16 protein-coding genes are annotated in these 16,685 nt (G+C 46.1%); 4 read left to right on the top strand and 12 right to left on the bottom strand.

What is annotated here, in order from left to right; translation table 11 throughout:
• Positions 1-616: 616 nt before the first annotated feature.
• The gene (locus ACI6NM_RS00295; RefSeq protein WP_002578301.1) at positions 617-853 is read left to right on the top strand and encodes a DUF6061 family protein; all 237 of its coding nucleotides are present in this window, start codon (positions 617-619) and stop codon (positions 851-853) included.
• Between the two features lie 133 nt (positions 854-986).
• On the opposite strand, the gene ACI6NM_RS00290 is transcribed toward ACI6NM_RS00295, so the two are convergent.
• The 6 genes from ACI6NM_RS00290 to ACI6NM_RS00265 all read right to left on the bottom strand — a co-directional run bounded on the left by ACI6NM_RS00290 (position 987) and on the right by ACI6NM_RS00265 (position 6,337).
• Positions 987-2,306, bottom strand: coding sequence for an MATE family efflux transporter (locus ACI6NM_RS00290; protein WP_002595210.1), 1,320 nt, complete (start codon positions 2,304-2,306; stop codon positions 987-989).
• Complete coding sequence (locus tag ACI6NM_RS00285) at positions 2,296-2,754, bottom strand: MarR family transcriptional regulator (protein WP_009243743.1); 459 nt, start codon at positions 2,752-2,754, stop codon at positions 2,296-2,298. The genes ACI6NM_RS00290 and ACI6NM_RS00285 overlap by 11 nt, the downstream gene beginning before the upstream one ends.
• A 155-nt stretch (positions 2,755-2,909) precedes the next feature.
• Positions 2,910-3,659: a DUF6040 family protein gene (locus ACI6NM_RS00280; protein ID WP_009243742.1), complete on the bottom strand. Its 750-nt coding sequence runs from the start codon at positions 3,657-3,659 to the stop codon at positions 2,910-2,912.
• Positions 3,598-5,319 carry a MobA/MobL family protein gene (locus tag ACI6NM_RS00275; protein WP_117535163.1) on the bottom strand — a complete coding sequence of 574 codons (1,722 nt, stop codon included), beginning with the start codon at positions 5,317-5,319 and terminating at the stop codon, positions 3,598-3,600. Before ACI6NM_RS00275 ends, ACI6NM_RS00280 begins: the two co-directional genes overlap by 62 nt.
• Positions 5,320-5,647: 328 nt before the next feature.
• Entirely contained in the window at positions 5,648-5,962 is a 315-nt protein-coding gene (locus ACI6NM_RS00270) for a DUF3847 domain-containing protein (protein ID WP_002578306.1), read from the bottom strand.
• A 144-nt stretch (positions 5,963-6,106) separates the two neighbouring features.
• Positions 6,107-6,337 carry a helix-turn-helix domain-containing protein gene (locus tag ACI6NM_RS00265; RefSeq protein WP_002578307.1) on the bottom strand — a complete coding sequence of 77 codons (231 nt, stop codon included), beginning with the start codon at positions 6,335-6,337 and terminating at the stop codon, positions 6,107-6,109.
• A 175-nt stretch (positions 6,338-6,512) separates the two neighbouring features.
• On the opposite strand from ACI6NM_RS00265, the gene ACI6NM_RS00260 reads away from it, so the two are divergent.
• Both ACI6NM_RS00260 and ACI6NM_RS00255 read left to right on the top strand, forming a co-directional pair.
• On the top strand, positions 6,513-7,142 hold the full coding sequence (locus ACI6NM_RS00260) for a helix-turn-helix domain-containing protein (RefSeq protein ID WP_009243739.1): 630 nt from the start codon (positions 6,513-6,515) through the stop codon (positions 7,140-7,142).
• Positions 7,143-7,302: 160 nt separating this feature from the next.
• Positions 7,303-8,598: a tyrosine-type recombinase/integrase gene (locus tag ACI6NM_RS00255; protein WP_270412292.1), complete on the top strand. Its 1,296-nt coding sequence runs from the start codon at positions 7,303-7,305 to the stop codon at positions 8,596-8,598.
• 338 nt (positions 8,599-8,936) lie between these two features.
• On the opposite strand, the gene lysS is transcribed toward ACI6NM_RS00255, so the two are convergent.
• The 6 genes from lysS to ACI6NM_RS00225 form a co-directional block, all read right to left on the bottom strand.
• Positions 8,937-10,925, bottom strand: coding sequence for a lysine--tRNA ligase (gene lysS, locus ACI6NM_RS00250; protein ID WP_262426940.1), 1,989 nt, complete (start codon positions 10,923-10,925; stop codon positions 8,937-8,939).
• 22 nt (positions 10,926-10,947) lie between these two features.
• A complete protein-coding gene (gene greA / locus ACI6NM_RS00245) occupies positions 10,948-11,430 on the bottom strand; it encodes a transcription elongation factor GreA (RefSeq protein WP_022273844.1) in 483 nt (160 codons plus the stop codon).
• A gap of 150 nt (positions 11,431-11,580) precedes the next feature.
• Positions 11,581-12,000 (bottom strand): PPC domain-containing DNA-binding protein, encoded by a 420-nt coding sequence (locus tag ACI6NM_RS00240; RefSeq protein WP_022273845.1) that lies wholly within the window; start codon positions 11,998-12,000, stop codon positions 11,581-11,583.
• 45 nt (positions 12,001-12,045) lie between these two features.
• Positions 12,046-13,425 carry an MATE family efflux transporter gene (locus ACI6NM_RS00235; protein ID WP_022273846.1) on the bottom strand — a complete coding sequence of 460 codons (1,380 nt, stop codon included), beginning with the start codon at positions 13,423-13,425 and terminating at the stop codon, positions 12,046-12,048.
• Between the two features lie 112 nt (positions 13,426-13,537).
• Entirely contained in the window at positions 13,538-15,079 is a 1,542-nt protein-coding gene (cls, locus tag ACI6NM_RS00230) for a cardiolipin synthase (RefSeq protein WP_262426938.1), read from the bottom strand.
• Between the two features lie 2 nt (positions 15,080-15,081).
• The gene (locus tag ACI6NM_RS00225) at positions 15,082-15,981 is read right to left on the bottom strand and encodes a DegV family protein (RefSeq protein WP_262426937.1); all 900 of its coding nucleotides are present in this window, start codon (positions 15,979-15,981) and stop codon (positions 15,082-15,084) included.
• Positions 15,982-16,161: 180 nt separating this feature from the next.
• Between ACI6NM_RS00225 and ACI6NM_RS00220 the strand changes: the two genes are divergently transcribed.
• Positions 16,162-16,683: a TetR/AcrR family transcriptional regulator gene (locus ACI6NM_RS00220; RefSeq protein WP_022273849.1), complete on the top strand. Its 522-nt coding sequence runs from the start codon at positions 16,162-16,164 to the stop codon at positions 16,681-16,683.
• Positions 16,684-16,685 lie beyond the last annotated feature (2 nt).

Genomic DNA, 16,685 nt, shown 5'->3' with positions numbered 1-16,685 from the left:
TTATTCGCTTTCCTGCATACCCTCATCGGCTTGTGCAATCATCTGTCTGTACTGTTCTTTTACACTTTCCGGTGCAAGCATCTGTACCTTGCCATTAAAGCCAGACACCCAACTGAAAAAGGCAGGACTGGCTGGTACTTCGGTCTGTACTCTGGAAGAAGTCATATCATACGCAAGGGTTGTCACATCTTCTCCGAAGCGGTCAACTATTATTGCAGAAAATAAAGCTTATGAACAGGTACTTGCTATGGTGCGTTTACATAGTGACTGCAATCATTATCAGTCCGAATACATTTAACCAGTCCATATACTCCTCCATAAATTCCGATTGAGATTTCACCTGTTTTAAGAAATTTAATAACTGTTATATTTTATTATTAAATTCTTCGCAACCCCTTGAAAACACTGGATTTGTCGCAGGTGAGCTTTCCCTTATTATTTCCCTTGTGTTATATCGTCCCATCAGTGTTTATGCACTCTGATAAGGGCAAATACAAGGGCAAGAAAAATCTATAAGACAGTATAACACAAAATAAAAGTGACATGGTGAACTGATTGAAATGCTTCTTAATTTTTGCTACTACTGATTGATTAAATGATAAGGAGATGGGATACGATGAGAACAATATTTGCAGAATACAATCCACAGTGCAACAGCATTGATGTATATACTAATACGGGCTATATACTCCGTATTGATTGTTGGGAAGCAGAAAAAAATTTAAGAACCACACCTGGATCTGATTGTGCTTTGACATCGCTTGCAATCGATGAGCCATTAGAATATGCAAGGTTATATCTTGATGGGAATTTACAGATGTGGGTAGATGCTGAAGATTCATTAGAGTTATGATTATTCCAATCAAAATCTACTAGAATTTATTAAAAATTAGCTTCATAATTTTAAAAGGACAGCCCTATTGCTATGAGGCTGTCCTTAAAAATACAATAGATAAACCTAGATTATTCTTGCTACTATCTGATTGTTAAATTTTCTGTATTCCATATTGCAAATCTCCCTTTTCGCAATATTTTATTAGTATGAATGCCAGAATCGCTGAAAAAACACGTGCCAATACCGTACTCCACCATATCATAATCTGTCCACCAAATAAAGGTGGTAAAACAAGCATAAATATCAGCATCAATACTGGTTCAATGAATGTAAGAATGTATGACAATCCACTTTTTTCAGTAGCATAAAATCCAGCTGTCGCTATTCTGGTAATCGCAACAAATGGTAATGACACTAAAAATATAGGTACAATTTTAGAAATCTCAATACTTACTTCATAAGAAGCTCCGAAAACCCCTCCAATATTTGCTCTGTTTACATACATGATAATTCCACCACAAACAGCAAGAATTATTGCAAAAATGTATGCCATTCTCTGAACTCCTCTCAGGCTTTCTTGATCCTTCTCACCATAAAAACGGCTCATTAAAGGTTGACTTCCATCACCTACGCCCTGCAATATGAGATATATGATACAGATAATATAGGATACACATGCATAAGTTGCAATAGCTTTTTCTCCCCCATAAGAAGCGGAGAATCGGTTTATAAACACCAATGAAATATTAGGAGTCAATGCTAGCCCAAATGGTGCAAGACCTACTCTGAATATAGCGCCACACATTTCTTTTACATTTTTTAAGGATACATACACATAAAACTTTTTATTATATAATGCGTATATGATTGCAATTGCTGCAGTCACACCCTGTCCGGCTATTGTAGCTGTGGCTGCACCTTTCATGCCCATTTCATATATCCATACAAAGATAAAATCCAGAACAATATTGGTTATGAATCCACCAACCATCGCAAACATTGACCAGAAAGAGTTTCCATAATTTCTAATGAATGGCATCATTCCAGTTCCAAGAATCTGCAATATTGCTCCAAGTGCTATAATTTTGATATAATCTGTCGCATTTGTTAATATAATTCCATCTGCTCCAAGCAATCCTAAAATTTTAGACGAAAAGGAGTAAATAATTATGGTACTGATAACACTTACTATTACAAGAAGCCACCAGCTTGTAGCAATAAATTCTTCTGCCCGTTTTCCTTTCTTTTCTGCTGCATTAATTGAGTAATAAACAGCTCCTCCCATACCAATTCCTGTTCCAAGAGCCTGAATCAAAGCCTCAATCGGATATGCAATATTAATAGCCGAAAGTCCAGCATCTCCTATGGTATTGCCTACAAAATATCCATCCACTATCGCATATATTCCTGATAATGCAAATGCTATAATAGATGGAATAACATATTTAAAAAATAATGATTTATGATTCATTTTTCTTACAATCTCCTTCCTTGAAAAGTCTGATAAACAGCTCTGTATTATCATTAAGACTTTCTATATTCTCTAATCCCATTTTTTCGATTACATATATTTCTTTTGAGTGCAGTTTTTCTATGATATCTTTCGTATATTCCATTCCTGATTCTGTGAGGCATATCAGCTTATTTCTCTTGTCTGAATCATCAGATACCATATTGATGTATCCTTTTTTCTGAAAATCTTTTAGTATCGTATTTACCGTTTGCTTAGGTATATTCCATTTTTCACTTATCATTTTCTGCGTGCATCTTCCATTACTTTCATAAAATGAATGCAAAGCAAAAACTCCATTTGAAGACAGTCCCTGATCCTTTGACCATTCCTCATACATTGCTGTACATTCTTTCCATAAAGCATAATATCGTTGCAACTGTATTATCATATTATTATCTTTTCTCATCTTTTTCCTCCTTAAATTAGTACGAATCCAGACTTTTATATTATAATCCGAATTCGTACTAATTGTCAAGATTTATTTACATACTTTTTCTTTATATAAACAATCAATAGTCCCTTACTAAGGACAGGAAGATTATGAAATTTCCCTGTCCTCTTTTAATAATATCCTCGTTCTTCCATCCAGTCTTTCACATAACATCTGATTCCAATATAAATAATATGCGACAGTAATAGCAATACAATAAGATTTATCGGATTAGCGTTTTTAATCCATTCTCCAAAGTAAATTACAACAGCTGTACTCGTTATCGCTACCACGATACTGATGATATCCCAACAATATTTCCGGTAGATTTTTCCTACCTGATAACCAATCCCGATTATCAGCCACCCGGTTATTACGAATAAAATTGCCATGACAGTACCGGCAATCAGCCAGTACACAATCCCGGAAAGAATACTGTTAGGTATTCCACTGCTTAACTGTCCGAAAGAGTCTGCACCTGTCACAAACTCCCGAAATAAACTTCCCATTCCTTTTCCTAACGCACCGAAAAAGACGATACAGTCGTTAAGGAAAACCGGCGAAAGAATCGCAGTAAACAGTGTTGTTGTTATGCTGTACCATGCCAGTAGAAACAAGATACTTTCATAACCAATCGTCATATTTTTATATTTCTTTTCTAACTGGCTTTTACGGCTATCGCATTTTTCTTTTGCTTTCCGGTAAGCAGTACGGTCACATTTTTCACATTTCTCATAAGGCACTTTTTTCTCAACAGCTACCTCTACCGTCTTTTGGTGTGTCTGTGCATAAAGTTTTTCCTGCTCTGCTTTTTCATACTTAAATTTCCATGCCACGGCTTCTGCGTCGGCTCTTTTCCTGCTGTCTGTCTCGCTGGTCAATCGTTCCTCTGTTTGCCTTAATCTTGTCCGCAATGCTTCGATATTCTCGGCTCTGTTTTCGCTGTTCAATTTCTCGTTCAAGGTCAGCGATTCGCTTAGCTGCCTGTTTAGTTCCTGGATTGTCTGGTCTTTCTGATCCAGTTCGTCCTGCATCTGTTCGGTCATCAGCAGAAGTTCTTCCACCTGCCCGACGTTCTCTAAGTTTCTGCATTCGCTCATCGATCTCCCTCGCTTTCTCTATCTGCTGTTTAAGGTCAGCAATTCGCTGTTCTGTTTCTGCAATAAGCTGTTCTCGTTGTTCAGCTTCTGCGTTAATTCCTGCCATTGCTGATTCTCGTTTTCCAACTGTTCGATTCTGGTTTTCTGTTGCTCGATCTGTGAGAGCAGTTCTTCTGTATCTGGCAAAAGATTTAGCAGCCTGGATAATTCGCTGTTTAAGCTTTTTAAACTCTGGTTCTGCTCCTGAAAAGACAGGAGCTGCCTGTCCCGTTCCTGCAATTCCTGTACCATCTCTGCCATAAGATTCTGCTGTTCCTCGATCTGGTTTATCATTGTCTCCATCATGGGAATGACTTCCCGGCTTTCTTCTAATGTCACGCAATCGCTCCTTCCATTGTGTTAATGCACTGGATACTTTTCCAAAAGAAATCTGTATTTTATCCAGCAGTGCATTTTGTCTTTTTATGATCTGGTTTTCCTCTACTTTCCATGAAGTAGAGGATGTCTGTCCGTTTTGAAATTTCTCGTCAATTTTTCTGGCATCTGCGCCCTCATGGATCGTCGGTATCTCTAATTTTCCCTGCCTTGCATAAGAACGGTGGTCAATGTGATTTTCCGTTTTCAAATGTGCATTACAGACGTTTGCCCATTCGCTCCGCCATAGCTCACAATTTTTCGGATTGTTCCACCCGGTAGCATCGGTTAATACACGTTTCCACTGTTTGCGGTTCCTTGTCCCGACTTTCTGGACTCCATTTTCATCAAGTACGGGGATTCGGATTCCATGACGGTCAGGGTTCTTTTTATCCTGCCACCAGTCCGGATGGGATTCATCCACCACAATATTTCCATTTTCATCTCTGACAAACTCCCAATCCTTGATTTCTTTGTTACCCCATGAGTGGTCTGAATTGAATGGTCGCATCGTCACCAGTAAATGCACATGGGGATTACCATCTCCTTTATCGTGGATACTCCAATCCGCACACATTCCCTTATCTACAAAGGTCTTTTGAATATATTCAGTTGTATAATCAATCTGTTCCTGTCGGCTCCATTCTTTCGGAAGTGAGAACTCAAATGACCTGCCGAGTTGTGCATCTGAACTTTTTTCTATCCTCAAGACTTCATTCCATAAACGCTGCTTCTGAAAAGTAAGTTTGAATTTTTCCAGTGCAGCATTTTGGTTATCTGCCCTTTTATATCGGACAGATTTCTGGAACCGTCTGATATTTTCAGCAGGTACATTCTGCCATTCCTGTGGTGCATTTTCACACATCAGCAGGCTGGTATAAACGACTTCTTTTTTTGAAGTATAGTAGCTGATCCTGCCTGTTTCTTCATTTTTCATCACATCGCCATTGAGATAAGCAGACGCCGATATGATGGATTTTCCTTTGCTGCGTCCAACAATCTTTACTGTATAATGAAAAATCGCCATGCTCCGTTTCCCCCATTCTGCCGTATCCGGCTTTGATTTCCGGCAGGTAACGTTTTTCCTAAAAGAAAATGGTATCTGCCGGAGCACCCTCTGCGTAAGAGTGCCCTGTGCATAACAGCCTGCATGGAATGTGCCCCTCTGGCGAAGAGTGCCTCCTGCGGCATGAGCAGGTCTGGCTGAAAGCCCCGCCGACGGAACGAGCCCGGCAAGCGTAAGCGCAGACCGGTTGCCACCTGTGGCAAACTTATACGGACGACCTCTGGTTGTCCATAAGTGCGCCCTTCATAAAAAAGCAATGAAGGGAATGGAAACTCCACTCCCTCCGGCATTACACTTCCTCCGTATTTGCAACTGGCTCTTTCTGCATTGCCTTTGAGAAGAATTTCCCATTTGCTTCCTGCCTTTTTAAGAAGCCGATCAGCTTTGGGATATCATCTTCCTCAATCGCAGAACCCAGTACCGATTCCACTGCACCGCCAATCTGGCAGAGCCTGTGTGTCCGTTTTTTGGTTTCCACATCTTTCTGACGTTTCTTCAGTTCCCGTTTCTGTGCTGCATACTGTTTTGCTTTCTCAAGGCTTTCCTGTTCTTTCTTTTCCAACTGGAGCATACGCTCCTCATAACTCTTTGTTGATCTTGCCATAAATATCATCGTCCTTTCTTTTTTTCCAAACATAAGTTTCCTGTTGTCTGTCAGACGAAGTACATGGTATAATCTGCTTGCGTGTAGGTATATCATGACTCCGGTCTGATAGAACCTTTGGCGGTTTCTTCGGGAACCGCTTTTTTAAGTTGAACCGTTTCTTGTGACTGCTTTCACATTTCCCTTATCCCTCAAGTCCCTGCCCTCGTTGGCTTCCATAAAAAGTTCCAGCATATCCGTTTTGATCAGGACTTTTCTCCCAACCTTCAATACCGGAAGTTTCTTCCACTCTACCAACTTTCGCAGGGTGTTCCTGCCAATTCCCGTATAATCAGCAGCTTCCTCAATAGATAAGGCAATCTTTCTTTGCGTCATATGACCACCTCCTTTCGAATTGCATTATGCAATTTCATTTGTGCTGTCAGTATAGCGTGTTTATATTGCTTTGTCAAGCATTATGAAATTTTGCTGCTTTTCTTAAAATTGCATATTGCAATATATTTTGTTGCGTGGTATAGTAATGACATACCGAAAAAGGAGGCACATCAGCATGAAAGATAAAGAACTACGCAAGCTGATCGGCAGCAGGGCAAAACAGCGCCGTCTGGAATTAAATCTGACACAGCCTTATGTCGCAGAGAAGATGGGAGTTACCGCTTCCACAATCCTGCGTTATGAGAATGGTTCGATTGACAATACCAAAAAGATGGTACTGGAAGGTCTTTCGGAAGCACTTCATGTATCGATTGAATGGCTCAAAGGGGAAACCGATGAATATGAAACTGATATTACGGATAAGAAAGAATTGCAGATTCGTGATGCGATGGGCGACATTCTCAAACAGTTTCCTCTTGACCTCAATAAAACAGAAGACGCTTTTTCTAAAGACTTACTGCTGTTAATGTTAAAGCAATATGAACTGTTTCTGGATTCGTTTCAGTTCGCCTGTAAAAATTACAAAGGCAGTACCAAAGATGCGGACATTGCCAAAGTAATGGGATTTGAATCGAAAGATGAATATAATGAGATTATGTTTCTCAGGGAGATCACACATACTGTCAACGCATTTAATGATATGGCAGATGTTGTAAGGCTCTATTCAAAGAAACCGGAAGCGGCAGAACAAAGGCTTGCAAATCTTTTATCCGAAGTTATGTATGACGATTCTGAATCGGTATAGTAAGATAATCGGAGTTATGATACAATGAGCGCAAGCGAGTCAAGCTGTTTACAGATTTGACGAGCGGCGAATTGGCTTATGGACTTGTCCATAAGATGCCTACACGCAAGAAGCATTTCAGCAGTTCCGATTGTCTGATATCGAAAGGAGACATACGATTATGGCAAAAGGATCTGTTAGAAAAAAAGGAAAAAAATGGTACTATCGTTTCTATGTAGAAGATGCAAGCGGTAAAATGGTTCAGAAAGAATACGCCGGAACCGAAAGTAAAAGTGAGACGGAAAAGCTTCTCCGCAAGGCACTGGAAGACTACGAAGATAAGAAGTTTGTTGCAAAGGCAGATAATCTTACCGTAGGGGAACTTCTGGATATGTGGGCAGAAGAAGAACTGAAAACTGGGACACTCAGCAACGGTACAGTGGAAAATTATCTTGGTGCAATCCGATGTATCAAAAAACACCCGATTGCAGACCGCAAACTGAAAACAGTTACTGCCGAACATTTACAGGCATTTCTTGATCTGCTTACATTCGGTGGTGAGTTTCCAGACGGGAAAGTAAAAAAGGGATACAGCAAAGATTATATCCATTCTTTTTCCGCAGTGTTACAGCAGTCATTCCGTTTTGCAGTATTTCCAAAACAGTTAATCAGTTTCAATCCGATGCAGTATATTAAGCTGAAAAAGCAGGCAGAGGAAGTTGACCTCTTTTCCGATGATGAAGTGGAAGAAGGTACACAGCCGATTTCACATGAGGATTATGAACGGCTTATCCAATATCTGGAAAAGAAAAATCCACCTGCTATTCTTCCGATTCAAATTGCGTATTATGCCGGGCTCCGTATCGGGGAAACCTGTGGTCTTACATGGCAGGACATTAACCTTGAGGAACAATGCCTGACCATAAAACGCAGTATCCGCTACGACGGCATGAAACACAAAAATATTATCGGACCAACGAAACGGAAAAAAGTAAGGATTGTTGATTTTGGAGATACGCTGACTGAAATACTGAAAGCTGCCAGAAAAGAACAGCTCAAAAACCGGATGCAGTATGGCGAATTATATCACCGCAATTACTACAAAGAAGTGCATGTGAAAAACAGGGTATATTATGAATACTATCATCTTGACGGAACACAGGAAGTCCCGACAGATTACAAAGAAATCTCCTTTGTCTGCCTGCGACCAGATGGCTCTTTGGAACTGCCGAGTACACTCAGCATTGTATGCAGATCAGTGGCAAAGAAGCTGGAAGGATTTGAAGATTTCCATTTTCACCAGTTGCGTCACACTTATACCAGCAATCTGCTTTCCAATGGAGCTACACCGAAAGATGTACAGGAACTGTTAGGACACTCTGATGTCAGTACCACAATGAATATTTACGCTCACTCAACAAGAAAAGCAAAACGGGATTCCGCAAGACTTCTTGATAAAGTAGCGAGCAATGCTTAACTAAAAATTTCCCTTATTTCCCTTGCGGATTCCGCATAAGGGCAAAAATAAGGGAAAATACATATCATTTCACTATTTAATGGGCTGAAAAGCCTGTAAAATAAGGAAAGTTCAGGAAATCTCTCCACAAATTCCGAGTTGTATTTCTGTTTGTTTTAAAAATGGGCAATCCCGATTGGAATTGCCCATTCATCGTACTAATTATGCGATTTTTTCTTGCTTGCACCGATTTCTGCATCAATTGATGTAAGTTTGATGTAAATCGCTGTTTTTTTCAGTTTTTTATCAAATGAAGTACGTCCTGTTTATTTTGCAAAACGGTACATCTTTACATCATCTTAGTACAGCTTTGCTCCTGCCGGGATCGCATCGTCCAGCATCAGCAGGTTCAGTCCTTCCCGTCCGTCGTACTCGTACACAGCGGAGATCAGCATGCCCTCGGAGGGAATGCCCATCATCTTTCTCGCAGGCAGGTTGGTGATGGCCACACATGTCTTTCCAACCAGCTCCTCCGGCTCGTAGTAGTCGTGGATACCGCTTAAGATGGTGCGCTTCCGGTCGGTTCCGTCGTTTAAGATGAACTTAAGAAGCTTCTTGGACTTGGGAACCGCCTCGCACTCCTCGATCTTCACCACGCGGAAATCGGATTTTGCAAAGGTATCGAAATCCACCAGATCCTCGAATAACGGCTCGATCTTTACCTTGGAGAAGTCCACCGGCTCTGCCTTTGCTGCCGGCATGGCCTCAAGCTGCTGTGTAAGGACTTCGGCAGCCTGGTTCATGGCAGCGTCTAAGGAAGCAGCCTTCTTCTCTTCCTTCTTTCCGGCGTCCAGACTCTTCATAGTCGGGAACAGCAGGACATCGCGGATCGCAGCAGAGTCAGTCAGCAGCATGCACATACGGTCGATGCCGAAGCCGATGCCTCCTGTGGGAGGCATACCGATCTCCAGGGCATTTAAGAAGTCCTCGTCTGTATGGTTGGCTTCCTCGTCTCCCTGGGCCAGCAGCTCCTCCTGGGCCTTAAAGCGCTCTCTCTGGTCGATGGGATCGTTGAGCTCGGAATACGCGTTGGCCATTTCCCAGCCGTTCATAAAGAACTCGAAGCGCTCTGTATACTCTGGATTTTCCGGCTTCTTCTTTGTAAGGGGAGAGATCTCCACCGGGTGGTCCATGATAAAGGTGGGCTGTACCAGGTGCTCCTCTACAAACTCCTCGAAGAACAGGTTTAGGATATCGCCTTTTTTGTGGCGGGCCTCCACCTCGATGTTGTGCTCCTTGGCCGCAGCCTTGGCCTCTGCCAGGGTATGGATCTCGTCAAAGTCCACGCCGGAATATTTCTTAACGGCTTCCACCATGGTCATACGGGCAAAGGGCTGGCCCAGATCCATTTCAATGCCGTTATAAACGATCTTTGTGGTTCCCAGGACCTCCTGGGCCACAAAGCGGTACAGGTTCTCAGTCAGGTCCATCATGCCGTGGTAGTCGGTGTATGCCTGGTAAAGCTCCATTAAGGTGAACTCCGGATTGTGTCTTGTATCCAGGCCCTCGTTACGGAATACGCGGCCGATCTCATACACGCGCTCCATTCCGCCCACGATCAGTCTCTTTAAGTAAAGCTCCAGGGAAATACGGAGCTTCAGATCCTCGTCCAGAGCGTTGAAATGGGTCTCAAAGGGTCTTGCGGCAGCTCCTCCGGCATTGGACACCAGCATGGGAGTCTCCACCTCCATAAAGCCCTCGCCAGCCAGGTATTTACGGATGGCGGCCAGGATCCTGGAACGCTTGATGAAGGTATCCTTTACATCCTCGTTCATGATCAGGTCCACATATCTCTGGCGGTAACGGATATCCGTATTGGTCAGTCCATGGAACTTCTCCGGAAGGATCTGGAGACTCTTGGAAAGCAGGGTCACGGAATGGGCATGGATCGAGATCTCGCCCATCTTTGTAGTAAATACAAAGCCCTTGATCCCTACGATATCGCCAATATCCATTTTCTTGAAATCCTTATATGTGTCCTCACCCAGGTCATCCCGGCATACGTAGCACTGGATGTTTCCCTTCAGGTCCTGGACGTTGCAGAAGGAGGCTTTTCCCATCACACGCTTGCTCATCATACGTCCGGCGATGGAAACCTCCTTCCCCTCATACTCTGCGTACTGCTCTTTTACATCTGTGCTGTGCACAGTCACATCATATTTTGTGATCTGGAACGGGTCCTTTCCGTTTGCCTGAAGCTCTGCTAACTTTTCACGGCGCACCTTGAGAAGCTGGTTTAAATCCTGCTCCTGGCCGTTTCCCTTCTTCTGGTTTCCCTGCTCTGCCACTGCTCTTCTCTCCTTTTAGTAATTAATCCACTCGCTTGATATCTAATACCTTATACTGGAGCATTCCTGCCTGGGTCTCCACATCCACCACGTCGCCGACTTTTCTGCCGATCAGCGCATGGCCCACAGGAGATTCGTTGGAGATCTTGTTCTGAAGGCTGTTGGCCTCAGTGGAACCAACTAACTTAAACTCCATCTCTTCCTCAAACTCCACGTCATATACTTTGACAACACAGCCGATGCTGATCTTGTCAAGGTTCACTTCATCCTCAACAACGACTTCTGCATTCTTTAACAGCTTCTCCAGCTCGTCGATCCTGGCCTCGATGTCCCTCTGCTCATCCTTGGCTGCATCGTACTCGGCGTTCTCGGATAAGTCGCCCTGCTCTCTGGCCTCTTTGATCTTCTGGGCGATCTCACGACGGCGGTTTACTTTAAGATCCTGAAGCTCATCTTCATATTTTTTCAGTCCTGCATAAGTCAAAATGTGTTTCTTATCTGCCATGACGTCATACCTTCCTTTATATTCAGGGCAAACTGCCCCTTTATACTAACATCCAGTGTATTATAGCGTGAACCCCTGGTATTGTCAAGAATCCGGCGGAGCGTTTTTCCTTATTCCGCCCCGCCGGATCCCATCCAGCCTCTATTCCTTTTAAAATTTAAAGATGTTTAACCCCGTATCCGGATCCTTGACCCGGTCCACGGTCCCGTCGATGACTGTGATGACCATTTCCAGGGTGGCTCCCACGGTTCCGGCGCTTAAATGGCCGCCGTACACGTTTCCGTTTTTATCTCCGGCCGCCGTATGCAGATGGCAGTAATACTCCCCGTCCATGGTATTGATGGTACCGGTGAGGGAAACGATCTCGAACATACCGTCAAAGTCGTTGCCCACAAATTTTCTCTGGTCCAGGTCATAAACTCCCACATTCATGTGGCTGAAGGTGCCCAGGGCGCTGATGCTGGCTAATTTTATGTTCTCCTTAAGAGCCACCTTCTTAAGCTCGGCAAACAGGTCCTCGTTTCTGTCCATGCGGACGATCACTGTGTTTTCAAATCTGCGGTATTCCATAGTCAACGGTCTCCTTCCATATTATATAGTATCTTTGCTTCATTTTTACTGGATCGCTTTCTTTTTCCAGCGTCCTCTCTTATAGCAGACAGCCGTCATAACGGCTCCCAGCGTCCAGGAAAGGAGCAGGGAGATAAACACGCACTCGCTGCGCCCATTGGGAAGCTCCGGCGTTCTGGTGAGCCAGGAGATCCCATAGGCCACCGGGACACGGACCACAACTGTGGTGAACAGGGAGATCCACATGGGCGTCATGGTGTCTCCGGCTCCTCTCATGACGCCGGAAAGGCTCTGGGTCACTGCCATGGCGATATAGCCAACGGCCAGGATCCGCATCATATAGAAGCTCAGATCCACCAGCTCTGTGGTCGAAGTGAAGATCCCCATCAAATATCTTCCAAATATAAGGATCAGGGCCGTAATGGAGGCCGAAACCCCCATGGCCATGAGGGTCCCCTGCTTTGCTCCCTGCTCCACCCGGTCGTACTGCTTCGCTCCCACGTTCTGGCCCGCATAGGTGGTCATGGTGGTGCCGAAGGAGAAGTTGGGCATCATGGCGAAGCCGTCCACACGCATGATGATCACATTGGCTGCAATGAGCATCTCCCCAAAGCTGTTGGTCAGCGACTGGACCATGATCATGGCCAGGGAGAAGATGGCCTGGGTCAGGCCCGACGGAAGTCCCAGACGGATGATGTTGAGGGCATTGTCCTTATGTGCCTTCAGATACCGGGGCTTCATATCAAAAAGCTCGCTCATCCTTGCCAGCTTCCAAAAGCACAGAATAGCCGATACCGCCTGGGCAATGGCCGTGGCCAGGGCAACGCCGAAAACTCCCAGTCCCAGGCCCGCAACGAACCACACATCCAGGACGATGTTGATGACCGTAGCCACCAGCAGGTATACCAGTGCGGAAACGGAATCCCCCAGTCCCCGGAGGACGCCGCCCAGGATATTATAATAGGCCACGCCGGCGATCCCGTAAAACAGGACGGTCAGATAGGACGCGCACCAGTCGATGATGCTGGCAGGCGTATGTAAAAGCTCCAGCAGAGGCCGGACCACAAGGGAGCCCACGATCATAATGAATACCGAAGCGGCCGCCGTCAGAGTCACACAGCAGCCGATGGTCCTGGAAAGCTGCTCCCTGTCCCTGGCTCCGAAATACTGGGAGACCATGACGCTGGTCCCCACCGAGATCCCGATGAAAAGCACCAGCAGCAGGTTAAAAATGGGACTGGCGCTGCCCACAGCCGCCAGGGCGTTGTCTCCCACGAATTTTCCCACGACGATGCTGTCTACGGTGTTATAAAGCTGCTGCGCGATGTTTCCGATGATCATCGGGATCGTAAAAAGCGCAATGTTTTTCCATGGTTTCCCCGCTGTCATATCCACGGGTGCAAATAATTTCTTCAGTGAAGCCATTCTTTTTATTCCCCTTTTTTTCTGATAGCTATTATTTTAGCATGGGTTTTTAAAAAAAACAACCCGGCTGCTCTCCGATTTTCCGTCAGAGAACAGCCGGACTGTTCCTGTTTTATAACAGCGGAGCCGCCAGCCGAAGGATACACTGGCCGATCCTTAAGACCGCCGAGCGGCCGCTCCTGTATTCCTCCGTTACCTCCTGGCAGATGGGGAAAAGCCCGTCGAAATCGGCCTTGATATCCTTTATGGCCTCGCAGTCATAGAGGAATACGCCGTTTTCAAAATGCAGGTACAGACTCCTGTAATCCAGGTTGATGGTCCCCACCACCGCCGTCTCCCCGTCGCAGACGCACTGCTTGGCGTGGATGAAGCCCGGCGTATATTCATAGATCCGGACGCCGTCCCGCACCAGTCCCGCATAGTAGGACCGGGTCACCTGGAACACCGCCTTTTTATCCGGAATCCCCGGCGTAATGAGCCGCACGTCCACGCCGCGCTTGGCAGCCAGCCTCAACTCCCGGCCCAGCTCGTCGCTGACGATCAGATAGGGCGTCGTAAAGTATACATAATCCTTGGCATTCTTTATCACGTTCATGTATACGTTCTCACCCACAGGCTCGCCGTCCAGGGGATTGTCGCCGTAGGGCTGTACAAAGCCGCGGCCCTTTGCCGTATAACCGGGATCCGGCAGATACCTGGCAAAATCCATATCTGTCACCTTCACGGAATTCCACATTTCCAGGAACAGAACCGTCAGATTCTTTACGGCGTCGCCCTCCAGCCGGACGCCCGTATCCTTCCAGTGGCCGTAGGGGCTTGTCAGATTGAAATACTCATCCGCCAGATTATAGCCTCCGGTGAAGCCCACCTTTCCGTCCACCACTGTGATCTTCCGGTGATCCCGGTTGTTCATGAACACATGAAGCATGGGTACCATAGGGTTAAATACCCGGCACTGGATCCCGTCGGCCTCCATCCGTTTAATGAATTCGGGGCTGATGAAGCCCACGCTTCCCACGTCGTCGTACAGGAGACGTACCTCCACCCCTTCCTTTACCTTACGGGCCAGGATCTCCCGGATCCCCGCAAAGGAGGTGCTGTCCTCAATGGCATGGTATTCCATGAAGATAAAGGTCTTTGCCTCTGAAAGGGCCTTTTTCTGGGCCTCCAGCCCGTCGGAGGCATCGCCGTAAAACTCCACGTCCGTATTCCGGTATACTGGATATTTTCCAAAATTGCTGATATACCGGGACTGGTTGGCCACAGCCCGGTCCTGGGCATCCATCTCCTCCAGGACCTTTGGATCCTGGGCGATCAGATCCGCCAGCTTTCCCTTGATCTCCCCATGGCGCTTTGTCATGAACCGCAGGACCATGGAATGGCCTAAAAGCAGATACAGGCACAGTCCCATGACAGGAGCCGCCAGGATCAGCATGATCCATAGGATCTTATAGGCGGAATTTTCCCTGGAAGCATAGATCCGCAGCACCACCACCATGGCAGCGATGGTGGAGATCAGTGCGATGAGCCAGGAATACCGGTTCAGCCGCAGGACGATCAAAAGGATCCAGCCTGCCTGGATCAGTACCGAAAGGATCACGAAGGCCATGCGGCCCACGCTGTTTTTTACATCTGTTTTCTGCTCTGCACGCATACTCATCCCTCTTTCCTGCGGACCGTTCCGTAATCTGGCTTCACGGCACAGCCGATCCCCAGCCCCCCCGGTCCGATGTGGCAGCTGACACCCAGGGACAGGGGATCGCACATCACCTGCTTTCCTGGAAATGCAGCCTCGATCTCCTTTACCCAGCTTTCTGTTTCTGCCTCTGATGCACTGGAAGCCGCCAGGATATGGACAGCCCCGGCCTCATATGCCTCCTGGAACCTGGTTTCGATCTCATGCTTCATGGCTTCGATCATGGTTTTTCTGGCTTTTAAAAAGCCGTGGCACTTTTTAAAGGAATCCAGCTTCCCCGTGGCCAGCTTAAGGACCGGCTTAATGTTGAACACAGCGCCTAAGGCTGCTGCTGCCGGAGTGATCCGTCCTCCTTTTTTCAGATACTCCAGAGTCTGGACGCCGATATAGATCATCATCTGGTCCGATGCCCGCTCCAGAAGCTCCCGGATCTCTTCAGCCGTATATCCCTTTTCCACCAGCTCCAGCGCGTCCAGGACCATACGGTGCAGAGGCGTCGCCACCTGGCCGTGGTCCACCACCAGGACTCTCCCCTCATACTTCTCGTCCCGGGTCAGGGCATATGCCGTCTCGCAGGAGCCGCTGAGTCCGCTGCTGATGGGCATATACAACACCTTTTCATACTCAGACAGAACCCGGTCCCATAAAGCCGTCACCTCCGCCGGAGACGGCTGGGAGGTGGAGACGTCTGCTCCTTCCTTTAATTTTTCCAGAAACTCATCCCTGTCCAGGTCTACGCCCTCATACAGGCAATGGCCTTCAATATAAAACGGCATGGGCAGGACAAATATCCCCCGCTCCGACGCCTCCTTCTGACTGATTCCGCTGCAGCTGTCTGTTATAATCCCCACTGGCTTCATAAATTTCTATTTTCCTTCCCTTTCATTGACAATTATAATACACTATGATACATTTGTGTCGTCCAACTTACTGTAACAACTGTAACATCATCGCCGGGGACCGTCAATATTTCTTTTTCATGCCTGTACAAAATATACGCTTTTTGTAACCTCGTCCCCAGAACCAGAAAAGGAGACCGTATGAAAAACCTATCTAATAAGGAAGCCAATAAGGTCACCAGGGAATGCCTCCAGACTGCCCTGATCCAGCTCATGAGCCAGAAGCCCTTTGAAAAGATCACCATCACCGAGCTGGTCCGCCGTTCCGGTGTTTCCCGGACAGCCTTTTACCGCAATTATGAATCCAAGGAAGAGATCCTGAACGAGGTATGCCGCTCTTTTATCGACAGTCTGTCTGCCTCCTTCTCCGATCCCACCTTCCAGAAGGATCCAGTCCTCTGGTACCGCTGCTTTTTCCAGGACATATGGGACCACGCCATGCTGTTCGGACTTCTCCTGGAGGCGCATATGCTCAATACCTCCGCCTTCACCTCTTCCTATTCTCTCGTAAAAAAAGACCACGATGGGGAGCCGGCCTCCCTGTACCGGTATCTGGCATGGGAAGGCGCGTTCTCCACCATTGTGGTCCGCTGGTTCCAGGGTGGGAGGAAGGAATCCATTGATTTTATGGCCGAATTCTGCTCCCAGGTCCTGGTATTTTAGTT

Origin of the sequence: Pilosibacter sp. YYHA0881 (genome assembly GCF_051602715.1) — a bacterium.
GTDB classification, from domain to species: domain Bacteria; phylum Bacillota; class Clostridia; order Lachnospirales; family Lachnospiraceae; genus Alitiscatomonas; species Alitiscatomonas aceti.
This window is presented reverse-complemented; position numbering and strand designations above follow the sequence as displayed.